The 15,617-nt window shown below is 71.7% G+C and carries 9 protein-coding genes; 4 read left to right on the top strand and 5 right to left on the bottom strand.

All coding sequences use genetic code 11. From position 1 onward, the window contains the following. Nucleotides 1-5 precede the first annotated feature (5 nt). Nucleotides 6-992 (bottom strand): DUF5937 family protein, encoded by a 987-nt coding sequence (locus AB0M02_RS26760; protein WP_364231642.1) that lies wholly within the window; start codon nt 990-992, stop codon nt 6-8. Nucleotides 993-1,060: 68 nt separating this feature from the next. Here AB0M02_RS26760 and AB0M02_RS26755 point away from each other — a divergent pair, with 68 nt between their 5' ends. Further along, entirely contained in the window at nt 1,061-2,257 is a 1,197-nt protein-coding gene (locus AB0M02_RS26755; RefSeq protein WP_364231294.1) for an MFS transporter, read from the top strand. A gap of 59 nt (nt 2,258-2,316) precedes the next feature. Here the strand turns inward: AB0M02_RS26755 and AB0M02_RS26750 are convergent, their stop codons facing one another. Further along, on the bottom strand, nt 2,317-2,895 hold the full coding sequence (locus AB0M02_RS26750; protein WP_364231291.1) for a hypothetical protein: 579 nt from the start codon (nt 2,893-2,895) through the stop codon (nt 2,317-2,319). Nucleotides 2,896-3,017: 122 nt separating this feature from the next. Between AB0M02_RS26750 and AB0M02_RS26745 the strand changes: the two genes are divergently transcribed. After that, entirely contained in the window at nt 3,018-5,840 is a 2,823-nt protein-coding gene (locus AB0M02_RS26745) for a LuxR C-terminal-related transcriptional regulator (protein WP_364231288.1), read from the top strand. 1 nt (nt 5,841) lies between these two features. Here AB0M02_RS26745 and AB0M02_RS26740 read toward each other — a convergent pair whose 3' ends face one another. Both AB0M02_RS26740 and AB0M02_RS26735 read right to left on the bottom strand, forming a co-directional pair. After that, nucleotides 5,842-6,402, bottom strand: coding sequence for an NAD(P)H-dependent oxidoreductase (locus tag AB0M02_RS26740; RefSeq protein ID WP_364231286.1), 561 nt, complete (start codon nt 6,400-6,402; stop codon nt 5,842-5,844). Nucleotides 6,403-6,421: 19 nt separating this feature from the next. After that, nucleotides 6,422-9,328 carry an AAA family ATPase gene (locus AB0M02_RS26735; protein ID WP_364231284.1) on the bottom strand — a complete coding sequence of 969 codons (2,907 nt, stop codon included), beginning with the start codon at nt 9,326-9,328 and terminating at the stop codon, nt 6,422-6,424. A gap of 134 nt (nt 9,329-9,462) precedes the next feature. Between AB0M02_RS26735 and AB0M02_RS26730 the strand changes: the two genes are divergently transcribed. Both AB0M02_RS26730 and AB0M02_RS26725 read left to right on the top strand, forming a co-directional pair. After that, entirely contained in the window at nt 9,463-10,509 is a 1,047-nt protein-coding gene (locus AB0M02_RS26730; protein ID WP_364231282.1) for an alpha-hydroxy acid oxidase, read from the top strand. A 54-nt stretch (nt 10,510-10,563) separates the two neighbouring features. After that, nucleotides 10,564-13,227 carry a penicillin acylase family protein gene (locus AB0M02_RS26725; protein ID WP_364231280.1) on the top strand — a complete coding sequence of 888 codons (2,664 nt, stop codon included), beginning with the start codon at nt 10,564-10,566 and terminating at the stop codon, nt 13,225-13,227. Here the strand turns inward: AB0M02_RS26725 and AB0M02_RS26720 are convergent. Beyond that, nucleotides 13,206-15,470 carry a hypothetical protein gene (locus tag AB0M02_RS26720; RefSeq protein ID WP_364231278.1) on the bottom strand — a complete coding sequence of 755 codons (2,265 nt, stop codon included), beginning with the start codon at nt 15,468-15,470 and terminating at the stop codon, nt 13,206-13,208. The genes AB0M02_RS26725 and AB0M02_RS26720 overlap by 22 nt on opposite strands. Nucleotides 15,471-15,617 lie beyond the last annotated feature (147 nt).

The following is a 15,617-nucleotide window of genomic DNA, read 5'->3' as shown; positions in this document are numbered from 1 at the left end:
GCGACTCACGCTAAAGGGGGCGACCCGCTGACCAGGGCGTCGCCCAGCGCCGTCCGCCGATAGAGCACCACCCGCCCGGACCGTGCCCGCTCCACCAGCCCCGCCCGATGAAGAACCGCCAGATGATCACCGACCGCCCCGACCGCCATCCCGAACGCCCGGGCGAGCTGACTGGTGCTGGCCGCGTCACCCAGCGCGCCCAGCAGCAGAGCCCGGGACCGCCCGATCAGCGGAGCCAGGTGCTCCGGCGGCTCACCCGGGCCGCGTTCGAGCAGCGTGGCCACGCCCCGAGCCGGATAGACCAGCGCTTTCGGCCAGGGCTCGTCGGCGTACACCGCGAACTCCGGCCAGACGAACACCGACGGCACGAGCAGCAGGCCGGCCCCGTCGAGCCGGGTGACGCCGCTGGACCGGCCCAGCATGTCGATGCCGCCGTCCCGCCAGCGGACCTTGCGGTGCAGCCCGGCGATCGCGGCCGCCCAGCCCGCCCGGCTCAGTTCGCCGGAGCGGTGCACCACGTCGCGCTCGCACAGCAGGCGCAGCCGCGGCCAGTCGTCCGCCAGCAACGATGCCCAGGCCGCGGCGAGCAGATCGGCCAGCCGGTCCAGGACGTCCTCGGAGGTCAGGAACGCCCGCGCGGCCTCCGGTGCGTCCGGCCTGCGCTGCAGATAGAAGTCGATCTCCTCGCGGGCGACGTCCGGCGGTGTGCCGCGCACCGCGGTCAGGTCGTCCTCGATCGTCTGCCCGAGCCGCTGCGGAGGCGGCGACAGGAACGTCGCACCCAGTCCGGGAAGCTGCAACGTCAAAACAGCCTGCACGCCGGGCTCGTCCCGCAGCCGCGCGAACCTCGGCCGCAGCCGGGCCATCCAGGCCTCCGGAACTCCCTGCCGATGCGGTCCGGCCAGCGCGCGGATCAGGTGCTGCAACTCGAACACCGGCGACAGCGCGAACCGGGTCCGCACCAGGTCCTCGGCGCCCACCTCGAACCGCATCACCGCTCGACCTTACGCCCCTGAGCGAAACATTCGATTGTCCGCCCGGCACGGAGCACGCTGCCGTCATGACCGTCACCGACCGCCCGGCCTCCTACCGCGAGGTGTTCGCCGAGCCGACCTTCCGCGCCCTGTTCGTCTCGCGGACCGTCGCGATCGCCGCCGTCTCGCTGCAGATCTTCGCGCTGTCCGTGCTGGTCTACGCCGGAACCGGGTCACCTCTGCTCAGCGCCCTCGCGTTCGGCGCCGGCTTCCTGCCCCAGTTCGTCGGCGGCCTGCTCCTCGGCTCCCTGACCGACCGGTTGCGCGCCCGGCCCCTGATCGTGGCCGGCTATCTGCTCGAGGTAGCGCTGGCCGCCGCGCTGGCGCTGCTGAACCTCCCGGTCGCCGTCAGCCTCTCGCTCGTGGCCGCGGTCGCCTGCTTCACCCCGGTCTTCGCCGGCGCCGCCTCCCGCGTGATCGCCGAACGCCTGACCGGTGACGCCTATGTCCTCGGCCGCTCCCTGACCAGCATGTCCTCGTCCGCAGCCCAGCTGCTCGGCCTGGCCGGCGGCGGCGTCGCGGTGGCCACTCTCGGTCCGCGGCAGGCCCTGCTCTTCGCCGCCGCCTGCCACGCGATCGCCGCGGTCATAGTCCAGCTGGCACTTCCCCCCGAGCAGAAAAAGCACGAAAAAACAGTACAAAAGGGCACCTTGAATGAAAGCTGGACCGGTGCCACCACCATGCTCGCCAACCCGACCATCCGCCGCCTGCTCCTCGCCCAATGGCTCCCCTCCGCCTTCGTGGCCGGCGCCGAAGCCCTGCTGATCGCCTATGGAGCCCGCCGTGGCTTCCCCGCCGGCACCGGAGCCCTCCTCATGGCCGCGCCGGCGGTAGGGATGTTCACCGGCAACCTGATCGTCGGCCGCTTCCTGCGCCCGTCCCAGCGCGAGCGTTACACCGGCGCCTTCGTCGTGCTCCTCGGCGCACCGCTGATCCTCCTGATCACCGGCCCGCCCCTGGCCGTGGTCACCGTCCTGCTGACCCTCACCGGCTTCGGCTTCGCCTACGGCCTCGGCCTGCAGCGCGAGTTCCTCGAATCCGCGCCCGAGGGCCGCACCGGTCAGCTCTTCGCCCTGCTCTCCACCGGCCTGATGGCGCTGCAGGGCCTGGGCCCACTCGTGCTGGGCGCGCTCGCCGAGATCACCTCCCCGTCGCTGGCCATCGCCACCGCGGGCCTTCTCACCGTGCTCATCACCCCCCTCGTTCGAAGATCAAAAACATGATTTGTGTACGTGCGGAGCACGGCTCCCGCCACGGCGGACGAGAACCGTGCTCTCGTTCGTCAGAACGCGAAGCAGTTGATCCCGTACGGACTGCCCCAGTCCTCATAGGTCGCCACCACGATGCGGCCGTACCCGACCTCCACCGGGTTCTGCCACCGGCATGCGGCGTGCAGGGTGACCCTGTCGGTCGTCGAGCCCCGCTGGCAGTACCAGTCCGCGACGTTCTGCGGATTCCCGCGCGCTCCGTCGTATCCCAGCGCCTGGCAGTACCGCGCGATGTCGAGATCATTGCCGTCGACGTAACCCGACCAGGTCCGGCACCGCCACCCGGTCGCACCGCCGCCCCGGTGGTCCCAGACCAGATGGCCGGCGCCCACCAGGTCGGCGAACTGGTAGCGGCACGCCGCGGTCATCGACAGCCCGTGCTGCCCCTGATTGGCGTCGACGCACTTCCACCCGGACGCGCTGCTGTTGATCATCTTGGCGCCGCCGGGATATCCGGCGGCCAGGCAGTAGGCGTTGACGTCGATCCCGCCCAGGTTGGTCGGATCGATCGCCCGTGCCGGTCCGGCCAGCCCCGCCACCGCCAGCAGCCCGGCCGCGGTCGCGATCAGTAGTCGCAGCAGAGTTCGTCCCATTGATTTCCTCCCCCTGGATTCCATGGACGCGCCGGCGCGGACAAACGATCTCAGGACTGTCCGGACCCGGACATCGGCGCAAACCCGCAATCCGGCACGCAGCCCGAGGCGAACGTCTATGCGTGAATCCGAGGACGCTGGTGGGCCGCGCGGCCCAGGTGCGGATGCTGCGCGAGGCGCTGACCCGGGCCGCGGGCGGCGCGTTCACGATCGTCGAGATCAGCGGCGAGGCGGGCATGGGCAAGACCCGCATGCTGTCCGTGCTCGCCGACCTGGCGACCTCGGCCGGCCTCCCGGTACACAGCGGCCGGGCGACCGAGTTCGAGCAGGGCGTCCCCTACGGCTGCCTCACCGACCTGCTGCCGAGCAACCCCGCCACCCCGGGCGGCTGTTACGCCGGGCTGCGGTCGCTGTTGTCCGGTGCGGCGCTGCTCCTCGACGATCTGCACTGGGCCGATTCCGCCTCCCTGGAACTCGTCGAGCACCTGATCCGGAAACCGCCGCCCGGGCCGAATCTGATCGCGGTCGCGTTCCGCAGCGGGCAGGCGCAGCCGGGAGTGTCAGCGGCGATCGGGCGGCACGCGGGCGCGGCGGCCCGGATCGTGTTGCCGCCGCTCACCGAGAACGAGGCGGGTCCACTGCTCGGCGATCTTCCGGCCGGGCACCGAGCCATGGTGGTCGCCGCCGGAGCCGGGAACCCGCTCTACCTCCACACTTTGCGTGAGCTGTCCTCGCGTACGCTCAGTGCTTTGACCGCATCCTCCGCGGACCTTGACCGGGCCGCACCCGGCGCGCACCCCGCCCTGGCCGGCCTGGCCGCCGAGGTCGCCGCCCGCCCCGCGCCGGTCCGCCGCGTCGCCGAGGCCACCGCGGTGATCGGCGGGCACGTCACGCTCGACCTGCTCACCGACGTCACCGGCCTGACATCGACGCAGGTGGGAGCGGCGATCGACGACCTGCACCGGATACGCGTGATCGACGCCGACGGCCCGCGCCCGGGATTCCGGCACCCGCTGATCCGGGCCGCCGTCCTCGAGCTGACCGGCCCCGCCCGCCGCACCGAGATCCACGCCGGCGCCGCCCGGCACCTCCGGCGCCGTCACGGACCGCGACATCTGATCGCGCATCACTACGAACGGTCAGCGCAATCCGGTGACGAGGAGGCCGCCGAGATCCTGGCCGGCGCGGGTGTCGCCTACGCACACCGGGCGCCGGCCCAGGCGGCGCGATGGCTGGGTGCCGCGCTGCGGGTGATGCCCGATCATGAGGAGTACGCCGAAAAGCGCGCTTTTGTCGCGTTGTGGCATGCCCGCGCGCTGTGCCGAAGCGGCCGGCTGCTCGAGAGCCGCGCGACTCTGGACGGTCTGCGGCAGGGCCCGTTGCGGCGGCAGGCCGAGATGTTCAGCGTCGTGGTGGCCCGGCAGCTGGGCGATTTCGCCGAGGCCGCCGCCCTCCTCGAACGCCGGCTGGACAACCAGGGCGGGTTCGACGCGGGCACCGAGGTCAAGCTGCGGATCGAACTCGCCACGATCGAGGTGTTCCGGGAGGACGCGGCGGCGGCCACCGATCACGCCGGGCAGGCGCTGAAGCTGCTCGCGGACGGGTGCGGGCACCGGCCGGGGCTGACCGCTTCGGCACAGGTGCTGCACGCGCTCGGCAGCATCTACGGCGGGGACCTGCCGTCGGCCCGCCGCGGGTTGACCGCCGCGGCCCGAACCGTGGACGCGGTCGGCGACGGCGACCTGCGCGCCGAGGTGGAGATCGTCGCGCCGCTCGTCCTGGCCGAGATCTGGCTGGGGCGACTGTCCGAGGCGGAGCGGCACCTGCACCGGGTACGGCGGATGCTGGAGCTGCTGGGACCGCATCACGCCTTTCCCTACCTGCTGATCTTCGACGCCGCGTGGAACGTCCGCACCGGTCAGCTCACCACCGCCCTGACGATGGCCGAGGACGCCGCCGAGGCCGCCCGCCGAATCGGCAGCCCCGAACTGGAGGCGATGGCCGAAGTGGTCCGCCTGCGCCCCCTGCTCTGGACCGCCGGCCCGGCGGCGGCCTCGGAGGCCGCAACCCGCCTCGCCCATCGTGACCGCCCCCGATCAGCCGCCTGGTCCCGAATGGCCCGCTTGAGCCACGCCCAGATCCGCCTCTTCGCCGGCGACCCCGCCGGCTGCCTGACCCTCCTCGGCCAGGACGAGTGGCCCGCTCACCAGCCCCTCACCGTCGCCCGCCACGCCTTCCGAGCACTCGCCCACGCCCGCATCCGCGCCCCGGCCCGCGCGGCCGGTCCGGGTTCGGCCCGCGCGGCCGGTCCGGGTTCGGCCCGCGCGGCCGGTCCGGGTTCGGCCCGCGTCTCCGATCCGGCCCCGGCCCGCATGGCCGGTCGGGGTGGTGCCCGCGCCCCTGCTCGTGCGGAGGGCGACCCCGCGATATCGGGGCTGGCGGCGGCGTGGGCGGAGGTTCACCGGGCGGAGGCGGTGGCGATCGTCTCCGGGCTTGACTACGAAATCGCCCTTGCCGGATATATACGTGGTTATGTAGCTTTCCGGGCGGGGTCCGGTCAGCCGGGTGCGATCCTGGCCGCCGCGGAGCGGTTTGCGAGCGCGCGGGCGCCCGTTGAGCAGGCCATCTGTCTCCACCTGGCCGGGAATGTTCACCAGCGCGCGGGGCACCCGGCGAAAGCGGGGCGGGCGCACGACGCCGCGCGGGCCGGATATGCCGCCGCCGGGGCGGACTGGCTGGGGACGACGCTGCCGGAGCCGGCGCCGGGACTCACCGTGCGGGAGCGGGAGATCGTCGAGCTGGTCGCGGAGGGGCTGTCCAACAAGGAGATCGCCGGGCGTCTGTTCCTCAGCGCCCGCACCGTCGAGTCCCACCTGCGCCGCGTCTTCATCAAACTCGACGTGCGCTCACGGACCGGCCTGATCCGCCGTCTCGACCAAGCTTGAATCAGACGGTTCGGCCCAGATGGGTGGCCAGTTCCAGGTGTCTGTCGCCGGCGCCGTTCACCCGGCCGCCGAGCAGATGGAACTCGACCTGCTCCGCGCGGGCTCCGATCCGGTCGTCCACCATGGTGGTGCGCATGGCGGAGTACCGTTCGCCCAGGCCCTCCTCGTCGTAGCCGCACGTGCAGATGACCAGGGCCTTGCGCGCCGGCCGCAGCGTCATCGGGCGGTAGGCGACACCGACCGTCCACACCCGGTCGAACCAGCCCTTGAGCAGGGCCGGGCAGTCGTTCCACCAGACCGGGTACACGAAGGCCCACACGTCGGCGGCGCTCAGTTTGGCGTGTTCCGCGGCCACGTCGTCCGGCAGGACTGTCTCGGGGTGTGCGCCGGACTCGCGCCGATATTCCGCGAGGCTCATCTCCGGGTGGAAGCCCAGCAGGTAGAGGTCGGAGACGGTGGCCGTGTGCCCGGCGCCGGTCACCCCGCCGAGGAAGGCGTCGAGGACGCGGCGGGTGAAGCTGTCCGGGTCCGGGTGGCAGAAGATCACGTGCACGGAGGGCATTCGACATGCTATCCCGCCACTAGGCACCCGTCAGCCCGGCGCGCTCGGCCATCGCCGCCGCTTCGACACGGTTGGACGCGTCTAGTTTGCGCAGGATGCGGCTTACGTGGACGCTGGCCGTCTTCGGGCTCATGAACAGCGCGGCACCGATCTGCGCGTTCGTCCGCCCCTCGGCCAGCAGCCCGAGCACGAGTCGTTCCCGCGCGGTGAGCCCGAACGGGTCCACCACCGGTGAGTCGACGACAGGACCCGCGCCGGCCGGACCCGGCGACAGGGTGATCCGCGCGCGCTGGGCCAGCCGCCGCACGGCCGATTCCAGGGGCGCCATGCCGGTCGCCGCCGAGGCCGCGGCGCGTACCGTATCCACCGCAGCCGGATCCCGCCGCGTGAGCAGCAGACCGCGGCGCCACAGCGCGTATGCGCGCCGATGGGGACGGCCGAGCCCCTCCCACACCCGCGCCGCCGCTTCCCAGGCATCGGCGTCCGGCACACCCCGGGCCCGCGCGATCTCCGCATCCCAGTCCGCCCGATCGCCCGGAATCGTTGCCAGGAACGGATGCTCCCGGAACGGCCGCCCACCCATCGCGTCGAGCGCGTCCCGCAGGCGATCCGCGCCCGCGAGAGCCTCCGAAAGATCTCCCCGCCGGGCCCGGGCCGTCTCCGCCATGTCCGCGACGGCTCGGGCACCCAGGGCCAGCAGCTCACCGCAGTAGATCTCCACCGCGCACCCGCGGAACAGCGCGAGCGCCTCCTCGACGTGACCGAGGGCCCGCGCGGGATCCCCGGCCCAGAGCGGCGCCCGGCACAGCAGCCGCACCCGCTCGTAGACCCAGATCCGGGGCCCGGCCAGCCCGAGTGATTCCACCGCCCGGGTACGCGCCACCGCCTCCCCGACCGCACCCCGGCAGATCTCCACCTGGGCCCGCAGCAGGTGCAGGTTCCAGTCGTCGGCCTGCGGCGGACCGTCGCCCACCCCGGCCAGCACGGCGGCGGCCGCGTCGACGCGGCCCATCTCCAGCAGCGGCTCGGCGGCGTTGTGGTGCAGCACCGCCGCCGGATAGCCGGACAGGGTACCCGCCCGCCGGGCCCGTTCCAGACCGTCCAGCGCGACCCAGGAACCCTCATCGAGGCGCCCCATCCGGTACAGCGCGTTGCTGCGGCACTCCGCGGTCATGAAACCGACGCGCAGGCTGAGGTCGCTGTCCGGTTCCGTTCGGGCCACCTCGCTCGCCCGGTCGAGCAGCGCGAACCCGTCCGCCGGGTCGCCGGTCAGGAAGGCGATGTCCGCCAGGCCGGTCAGCGCGTCCGCGGCCTCCAGCGGCGCCCCGCACCGCTCGGCCACCTCGACCGCCCGGCGATAGATCTGCTCGCTGCGGATGTCGCAGTTGTTCATCCACCGGAAGCGGGCGTGGTCGGCCAGGAAACGGGCCTGGGTCGCCGTCTCCGGCAGCGCCTCGAAGAGCTCGGCCGCATGCTCGAACAGCCCGTCCGCGGTGCCCGGCGGCGGCTCACGCTGAGCGATCACGCCGCGGGTCCAGGCGGTGCGGTGCAGGATCGCGGCGAGCAGTTCGCGGTCGCCCGAGTCGCGGTGCAGCGCGTACGTCTCCTCGGTCAGCACCTCGGCCTCGATGTCCCGGCCGCACGCCCGCAACGCGTCGATGGTCCGCACCCGGAGCGCGCCGGCGATGTCCGGGCCGTCGGCGGTCAGATGGACGGCCCGCTGCCAGAGGTCGGCGGCGGAGGAGAAGGCACACAGGCGGTGGCTGTGCTCGGCGGCGTCGACCAGGGCGGCGAATTCCTCCCGAGGGCGCCCGGCCGCGGACCAGTGCCCGGCGATCTCCGCGGACAGCGCCGGGTCGCGCAGGTCCCGCAACGCGGCGGCGAGTCCGGCGTGAACGGCGCGGCGCTCGTCGGCGAGCAGGGCGCCGGCCACCGCCTCGGCGAGCAGTGCGTGCTGGACGCGGCAGCCGAGTTCCGGCCGGGCACGGTCGGGAACGGCGAGTTTGGCGTCGACGAGTTCATGTGTCGCGGACGCCACCTCGGCGGGCGTCATGCCGGTGACGCGGGCGGCGAGTGCCTCGGTGACGGGACGGGCGGCAACGGCGAGGACGGCGAGCACGGTGCGGGCGGCGGGTCCGGCACGGCGCGATCGCGCCAGGAGCAGGTCGGTCAAGGCCCGGGGAGGCCGGTCACCCTCGGCGGCGAGGAGCTCTTGGGCGAAGAACGGATTTCCTTGCGTACGCCTGGCGAGCTCACCGATCGACGGTGAGTCCGGTGGCAGCCCGGCCAGCTCGGCCAGGGCCGTACGGGACAGCCCGGTCAGCTCCACCCTCGTCGTCTCGGGCCGGCGCACCTGTTCGAGCCAGCGTGCCACCGGCGGTTCGAGGGGTTCGTCGTCGCGGCACGTGACGATCAGCGTGACCGGCCCGAGCGGCGCCGCCCGCAGATAGGTCAGCAGGTCGAGCGTCGCCTCGTCGGCCCAGTGCAGGTCCTCGACGACGGCGACGACCGGGCGGCGGGCGGCGATGCGGGACAGCACCTGCCCGACGGCCGTGAACATGCGCCGCCGCTGCCACTCGTTCGCCGGCACCGTCCCGGGGATCTCGTGGTCGCCGGCGAGCTCGGGGACGAGGCGGGCCAGGCCGTCACGGGTGTGCGCGGGCAGGTCGGCGAGGATGCCGCCGAACGTGGGCTCCAGGACGCGGAGGATCTCGGTGAACGGCAGGAGCGGCAGGCGTACGCCCAAGGGAAGAAACGTCGCCTCGGCGACGGCCGCACCCAGCTCGCGTGCCCCCTGCGCCGCGTCGGTCACCAGCCGGGTCTTGCCGATGCCCACCTCGCCGGTGACCACGACCAGTCGGCGCGCCGACCGGACGGCGTGCTCGATCGCCCGAAGCTCGTCCTGCCGCCCGACCAGACGCGTCACGCGGTCAGCAAAGCGCCGGGCCGGCGGAGGGTCAAGGGTAAGTAGGGTTTCCGATCCGGCTAAGGCATTCCACACCGGATCGATGGGCGGATGACGGACGCGGGGCGGCACCGTCTGGCGCGACCGTGGATGACATGAACACCCTCGACGAGATCCGATCCGTGGCACTGGCGAACCTCTCGCCGGCCGAGCGCGACTTCCTGGAAGGGGGTGCGGGGGAGGAGTCGACGCTGCGGCGCAACCGGCGTGCGTTCGAACGCTGGGCGTTCTCCCCGCGCGTGATGAGCGGTCTGCCGGCACCGTCGACGTCGGCGCGGTTCCTCGGTGCGGGCCTGGCGATCCCGGTGCTCACCGCGCCGTTCGGCGCCGACGGGCTGTTCCACCCGGACGGGCAGGTGGCGGTGGCGCGGGCAACCGCGGCGTTCGGCGTCGCGGGAATCGCGCCCGAGGCCGGCACCCACTCCCTGGAGGAGATCGGCGCGACGTTCGGGCAGATCCATCCGATGGGCAGCGACGAGGGCTTCCTCAAGATCGCCCGGCGCTACGCCGACGCCGGTTATCGAGGGCTGTGCGTCACGTGCGACGTGCCGATCGCGGGCTGGCGGGAACGCAATCTGCGCAACGGCTATCTGCCGGACTACGGGCTGTTCGCCGGGAACTACGCCAGTGTCGAGGAGGCGTTCGGGCAGCTCGGCCAGCTGATCGACCCGGCCGCGGCGGTGTGGTCGTGGCACCGGCTGAGCGGCCTGCTGGACGATGTCGGCCTGCCGTGGATCGCCAAGGGCATCATGACGGTGCCGGACGCGCACGCCGCGATCGAGGCCGGTGCCGCCGGCCTGATCGTGTCGAACCACGGCGGCCGCCAGCTGGACGGGCAGCGGGCGTCGCTGGACGTGCTGCCCACGATCCGCGCTGCGGTCGGTCACGGCGTGCCGATCGCCCTGGACAGCGGCGTCCGCAGCGGCGCGGACGTGGTCAAGGCCCTGGCCCTCGGCGCGGACGTGGTGGTGATCGGGCGGCTCGCGGCGTACGGGCTCGCGGCGGACGGTCAGGCCGGGGTGGTGCGGGTGCTGGAGCTGTTGCGGACCGAGATGACCACGATCCTGACGCTGCTCGGGCGCGGCGGTGTGGACGCGATCGGGCCGGACGCGCTGGTCCCGGCGGGTCCGTCGTTGATCTGACCGCATCCGTTCCCGCCCCCGGACCGAACCTGCGGCGACCGAGAGGAGCCGCAGATGCGACGCTGGATCGCGCTGACCGTTTTCGCCGGGGTGCTGGTGGCGCCACCCGCCGAGGCCGCCGGGGAGGTGACCCGGGACGCGGCCGGTGTGCCGCACATCCGGGCGTCGAACGCCCACGAGCTGTTCTTCCGGCAGGGCTGGGTGCACGCCGAGGACCGGATGTTCCAGATGGACGTGAACCGGCGCCGCGCCTCGGGGACGCTCGCCGAACTGCTCGGCGCGTCCGCACTGCCGGGCGACATGCAGATGCGGACGATGGGTTTGCGGCGTTCCGCCGAGAAGGGCGTCGCGCTGCTCTCCCGGCCGACGCAGGAGGCGCTCCGCGCGTACGCGGAAGGCGTCAACGCCTGGCTGGACCGCGGCCGGTTGCCCAGCCAGTATGGGGCTGTCCAGGTCACGAAGGTCCAGCCGTGGACCGTGGTGGACAGTCTGGTGGTCAACAAGGCGCTCGCGTTCACGCTCTCGTTCGACCTGGACATCGACCGGACCCTTGCCGTGCGGGCGTACGACGCGGCCGGCTTCGACGGGCACACCACGGTGTTCGAGGACCTGTTCCGGTTCGCGCCGTTCAGCCCGGCCTCGCCGGTGCCGGTGCCGGTGCCGGGCCGGGCCGCCTCCGTCGAGACGGTGGACCCGCACCCGTCGGTGACGCGGATGGCGGCGGACTACCTCAAGCGCGCGGAGCAGACGCCGCTGATCAGTGACGCGCTGAACCGGACCGGTGACCGCGGATCGAACTCGTGGGTGATCGGCGGGCGGCACACCGCGTCCGGGCGGCCGATCCTGGCGAGCGACCCGCACCTCAACCTGGAGACGCCGGCGGTCCTGTACCCGATCACGCTGCGCGGTGGTGGGTTCGACGTGCAGGGCGACAGTCTGCCCGGGACACCGTTCGTCGTGCTCGGGCAGAACCGGCACATCGCGTACGCGGCGACACAGCACCTGGCGGACGTCGCGGACACGTACGCCGAGCAGATCCGGCAGGACCCGTCGTCGCCCAGCGGGCTGTCCACTGTCTACCGGGGGAAGCTCGAGCCGGTGGTGGCGATCGAGGAGGCGTACCGGGTGAATCCGCGTGCGCCCGGCCGGATCGACGCGCTCGACCCGGCGCCGCCCGGGCGGACGCTGATCGTGCCGCGCCGCAACAACGGGCCGCTGCTGTCGGTCGACACCGCGGCCGGGACCGGGCTGTCGGTGCAGTACACGGGGTTCTCGCCGACCACCGAGCTGGAGGCGTTCCGGCGGCTCAACCTGGCTCGCGACCTCGACGACTTCACCGAGGCGATCCAGCATTTCGACGTGGGGGCGCAGCACTTCACGTACGCGGACGTGACCGGGACGATCGCGTACTTCACCAACGCCGAGGTGCCGATCCGTGAGGACCTGCAGGCCGGGAAGGTGCGCGGGAACCCGCCGTACCTGCTGCGCGACGGTACCGGTGGGAACGAGTGGCTTCCGGTCACTGATCGGCAGCCGAGCCAGTCTCTGCCGTACGAAATAATGCCTTTCGCCGAACTCCCCAAGATCGTGAATCCGCCTGCCGGCTTCTTCGTGTCGGCCAACAACGACTCGACCGGCAACACCTTCGACAACAACATGCTCAACCAGATGCGGCCCGGCGGCGGCATCTCCTACCTGAGTTTCGCCCACAACGGCTTCCGCGCCCGCCGCATCACCGACATGATCGAATCGGCGATCCGCCGCGGCCCGATCACCACCGCCGACGTGATCGCCATGCAGGCCGACACGACGGCTCTGGACGGCCAGTACTTCACCCCGCTCATCACCGCCGCCTTCAACCGGGCCCGCACCAGCACGGCGCCGCAACTGGCCGCGCTGGCCCGCGATCCCCGCGTCGCCGAGGCGGCCGGCCGGCTGTCCCGCTGGAACTTCACCTACCCGACCGGCATCCCGGAGGGCTACGACGCCGCCGACCGCGACGGCCGCCTGAGCCGGCCCACTGGCAGGGAGATCGCCGACAGCGTCGCGGCGACCATCTTCGCCCTGTGGCGCGGCCGCTTCGCGGTCAACGTCATGGACCGCCCGATCCAGCGCGTCTCACCCTCGCTGCCACTGTCCGGCGAGCTCCACGCGGTGCCCGCCCTGCGCCGCCTGCTGGACGACTTCCCGGCGCGCTCCGGCGTCGGCCGCTCCGGCATCGACTTCTTCGCGGTCCCCGGAATCACCGACCCCGCAGACCGCCGCGACTATCTGGTGCTGCTCAGCCTCAGCGACGCACTCACCCTCGCCGCTTCCGACAACTTCAAGATTGCGTACGGGAACTCGACCGACCAGAACGACTACCGCTGGGGCAAGCTCCACCGCATCGTGCTCTCGTCCCCACTGGGCGCGCCCTACTCGATCCCGTCCGAGGGCAACCGCTTCACCTCACCACTACCCGGCCTGCCCGGCATCCCCATCGACGGCGGCTACAACGTCCCGGACGTCTCCGGCCACCCGGTCCGAGCCGACACCCCGGACAAGTTCGTCATCAGCCTGATCCCGTCCCGGCGCTTCGTGGCCGCCGCCACCTCTTCCGGCTGGGACTCGGTGGACTCCCTTCCGGGTGGGGTCAGCGAGGTGCTGGACAGTCGCTACTCACAGAACCTGCTCGGCCCCTGGCTCACCAACGACACCTACGCGGTGAGGAGCCGGTAGGCCCTCTGCGTCATCGAATGGTGCGGGCCGTAGAACTCGGAGTAGATCCCTGCGGCCCGCTCCAGCAGTTCCCGTGCCCTGGCCGGGTCCGTCTCACTGATCGACTCGGCCAGCCCGACGGCGTATCTGGCCCACCGCGGCGTTCTCTCGCCGATGCGGATGGCGACGGTCTCGAGTTCCCGCTCCCCGCTGTCGACCGGGTCCGGCAGCTCGCACCAGAGGTAGGAGTCGTCCTCCGTGCGGAACCCCACCGTGTAGTCGGACTTGACGTACTTTCGCCTGGCCAGGGCCTCCACCTGAAGCCGCACGACGTGAGCTGGGTCGAGCCCGGAATCGTCCTCGGCCCCTTCTGGGCCCGGCAGGTCCATTTCCAGCAGAACGTGAAGGGAACGCAGCATCGTCGCCGCCGAGTGGTCGGGCTTGAATCTCGGGCTGAGGCCGATTGGAAGGAAGCTCGACTCGGACTCTTCGAGCCTTACCCGCGCGTATTTGACGAGTGCCGCCCAGTCGCGCTGCTCGAAGAGGCATCTCGGATAAATTTGTCCGAAAAGCTCACCGTCCAAGTCAGAGAAGCCAGCAGTGTTGGCGGCTCTGGGCGGACGTCGGTCGAAGAGCGGCTCGGCAGCGGACCGGGCGTCAGCGACGCGCCCGAATTTCAGGAGCGCTTCGGCGACTTGCGCCCGCCATGCCCAGAGCGAGCCGTCGCTCTCCATCAACCTGATCGCCCGGAAAGACTCGGCGACGGCTTCGTCGACCAGGCCGAGATGACCGGTGACGCTCGCGTGCAGGACATGTGCCTCCGCCCTCCGCACCCGGAACTCATCGCCGTTCCACATCGAGATCGCGGACTCGATCAGGGCCGCGGCTTCGGCCAGGTCCCGCTGCGCCAGTTCCTGGGCAAGTTCCAGCTGCAACTCCGCGACCGTGGCCGACCCGTGTGGATCCTTCGCCCGCTGCATCTCCAAGGCGCGCCGGATCGGCGTGGTGTCGAAGGTCCGGCCGGGTGATGTGTGGTCCCAGCGCTGTTCGGCCCGATGGACGTGAATCAACGCGGTTTGGAGCTCGTCATCGGAGAACGAACCGTCCTCCTCAATGATCTCGAGCGCGGCCCGCGCCGCCCAGCCGAGGGTCGCTCGACCCGCGGAGCTGACAGCAGGCGAGTGGAGCAGACCGAGGAGCTCCACCGCTGTTCGCGGATGGAGTCGCCTCGCCATCTGGATCAGCGGGCGCACCGAGACGGTAACTCGCACCATACGGGCCGTGGAGACCTGGTGTTCGCCGGTTATCAACCTGGTCAGGGTCCGCAGCGCGAGTCCCGTGACGTCTTCGAGCTGGTCTTCGCCGGTGGACCGCACGACCTCCTGGACGAGCCGGTGGACGGCATAGGCACGTCCCTCCCCATCCACCTCGGTGACCAGGGAGAAGCGTTTGAGGGCGGTGAGCGACCGGGCCATCACCAGCGGATCAGCGAGACGGTCGTCTGCGGGGATCATTCGCAACAACAGGCCGGAGACGTCGTCGGCGGCCATGAAGGACAGGAGGAGAAGCAGTCGCGACGACTCCGGCTCGATCTTGGCGGCCGCCGAGCGTGCGAAAAGGACTACCTCGACGATCGAGTGGTGGTAGTCCGGCAAGGGGACCGGCGATCCGGCAGCGTCGACGAATCTCGACCGGAGCAACTCTTCGTACCGGTCCAAAGGGATCCCTGCGCGAATCTGCGCCGCGGCCTGTCTGAGCGCCAGCGGTAGGCAGCCGAGCATCCTGGCGATGCGCCGAGCATCCCCGCCGGCGGTCTTCCCGGTCAGCAGGCCGGCGGCCGCCTCGTCGCTCAGCGGGCCGAGTCTCAGAACCGATGCCCATGCCGGCCAGTCATGGCAGCGTGTCGTGATCAGCACGGACCCGGATCCGCGCGTCGGCAGCAGTCCTTGCAGCGACTGCGGTGACTCGGCATTGTCGTAGATCAGCAGCCAATCGACGGCGCCGTCCAGCGAGGACAGCCACGCGAGCACCTCGGTGCTCGACGGATCCTCTCCGAGTCCCAGCGCCCTTCCGAGCTCGCGGAAGGACACCTCGATCGTCGAGCGGTGCTCCGCCTCGATCCACCAGACGATCCGGAAACGGTCGGCCATGGCGTGCGCGACGTGCGCCGCCAGCTGGGTCTTCCCGATCCCGCCGAGCCCGGTGACGGTCTGGTTGACGACGGCTCGTGAGCCCATGGTCAGCGCCTCGGTCAGGGCCGCCATCTCGGTGTCGCGGCCGATGAACTCCGGGTCGACGGGGAAGGGGATCCGCCAGACGGGGCGTGCCGGCGCGAGCTGCGGCTGGTGGAGGTGCAGGACGTTGTGGTCGCCGATCATCACGCCGTGGGAGGAGTCCACGGTCACCGGGAT

It is taken from the genome of Actinoplanes sp. NPDC051861 (assembly GCF_040681145.1).
Classification (GTDB): domain Bacteria; phylum Actinomycetota; class Actinomycetes; order Mycobacteriales; family Micromonosporaceae; genus Actinoplanes.
The sequence above is the reverse complement of the archived record's forward strand: the minus strand, read 5'-3'. Positions and strand labels throughout refer to the sequence as shown.

What these genes read in the sequence shown, in the direction of transcription:
- AB0M02_RS26750 (WP_364231291.1), bottom strand. Translation starts at nt 2,895, where the DNA reads ATGGGACGAACTCTGCTGCGACTACTGATCGCGACCGCGGCCGGGCTG.
- AB0M02_RS26740 (WP_364231286.1), bottom strand. Translation starts at nt 6,402, where the DNA reads ATGCCCTCCGTGCACGTGATCTTCTGCCACCCGGACCCGGACAGCTTC.
- AB0M02_RS26755 (WP_364231294.1), top strand. Translation starts at nt 1,061, where the DNA reads ATGACCGTCACCGACCGCCCGGCCTCCTACCGCGAGGTGTTCGCCGAG.
- AB0M02_RS26760 (WP_364231642.1), bottom strand. Translation starts at nt 992, where the DNA reads ATGCGGTTCGAGGTGGGCGCCGAGGACCTGGTGCGGACCCGGTTCGCG.
- AB0M02_RS26720 (WP_364231278.1), bottom strand. Translation starts at nt 15,470, where the DNA reads ATGGCGGCCCTGACCGAGGCGCTGACCATGGGCTCACGAGCCGTCGTC.
- AB0M02_RS26730 (WP_364231282.1), top strand. Translation starts at nt 9,463, where the DNA reads ATGAACACCCTCGACGAGATCCGATCCGTGGCACTGGCGAACCTCTCG.
- AB0M02_RS26725 (WP_364231280.1), top strand. Translation starts at nt 10,564, where the DNA reads ATGCGACGCTGGATCGCGCTGACCGTTTTCGCCGGGGTGCTGGTGGCG.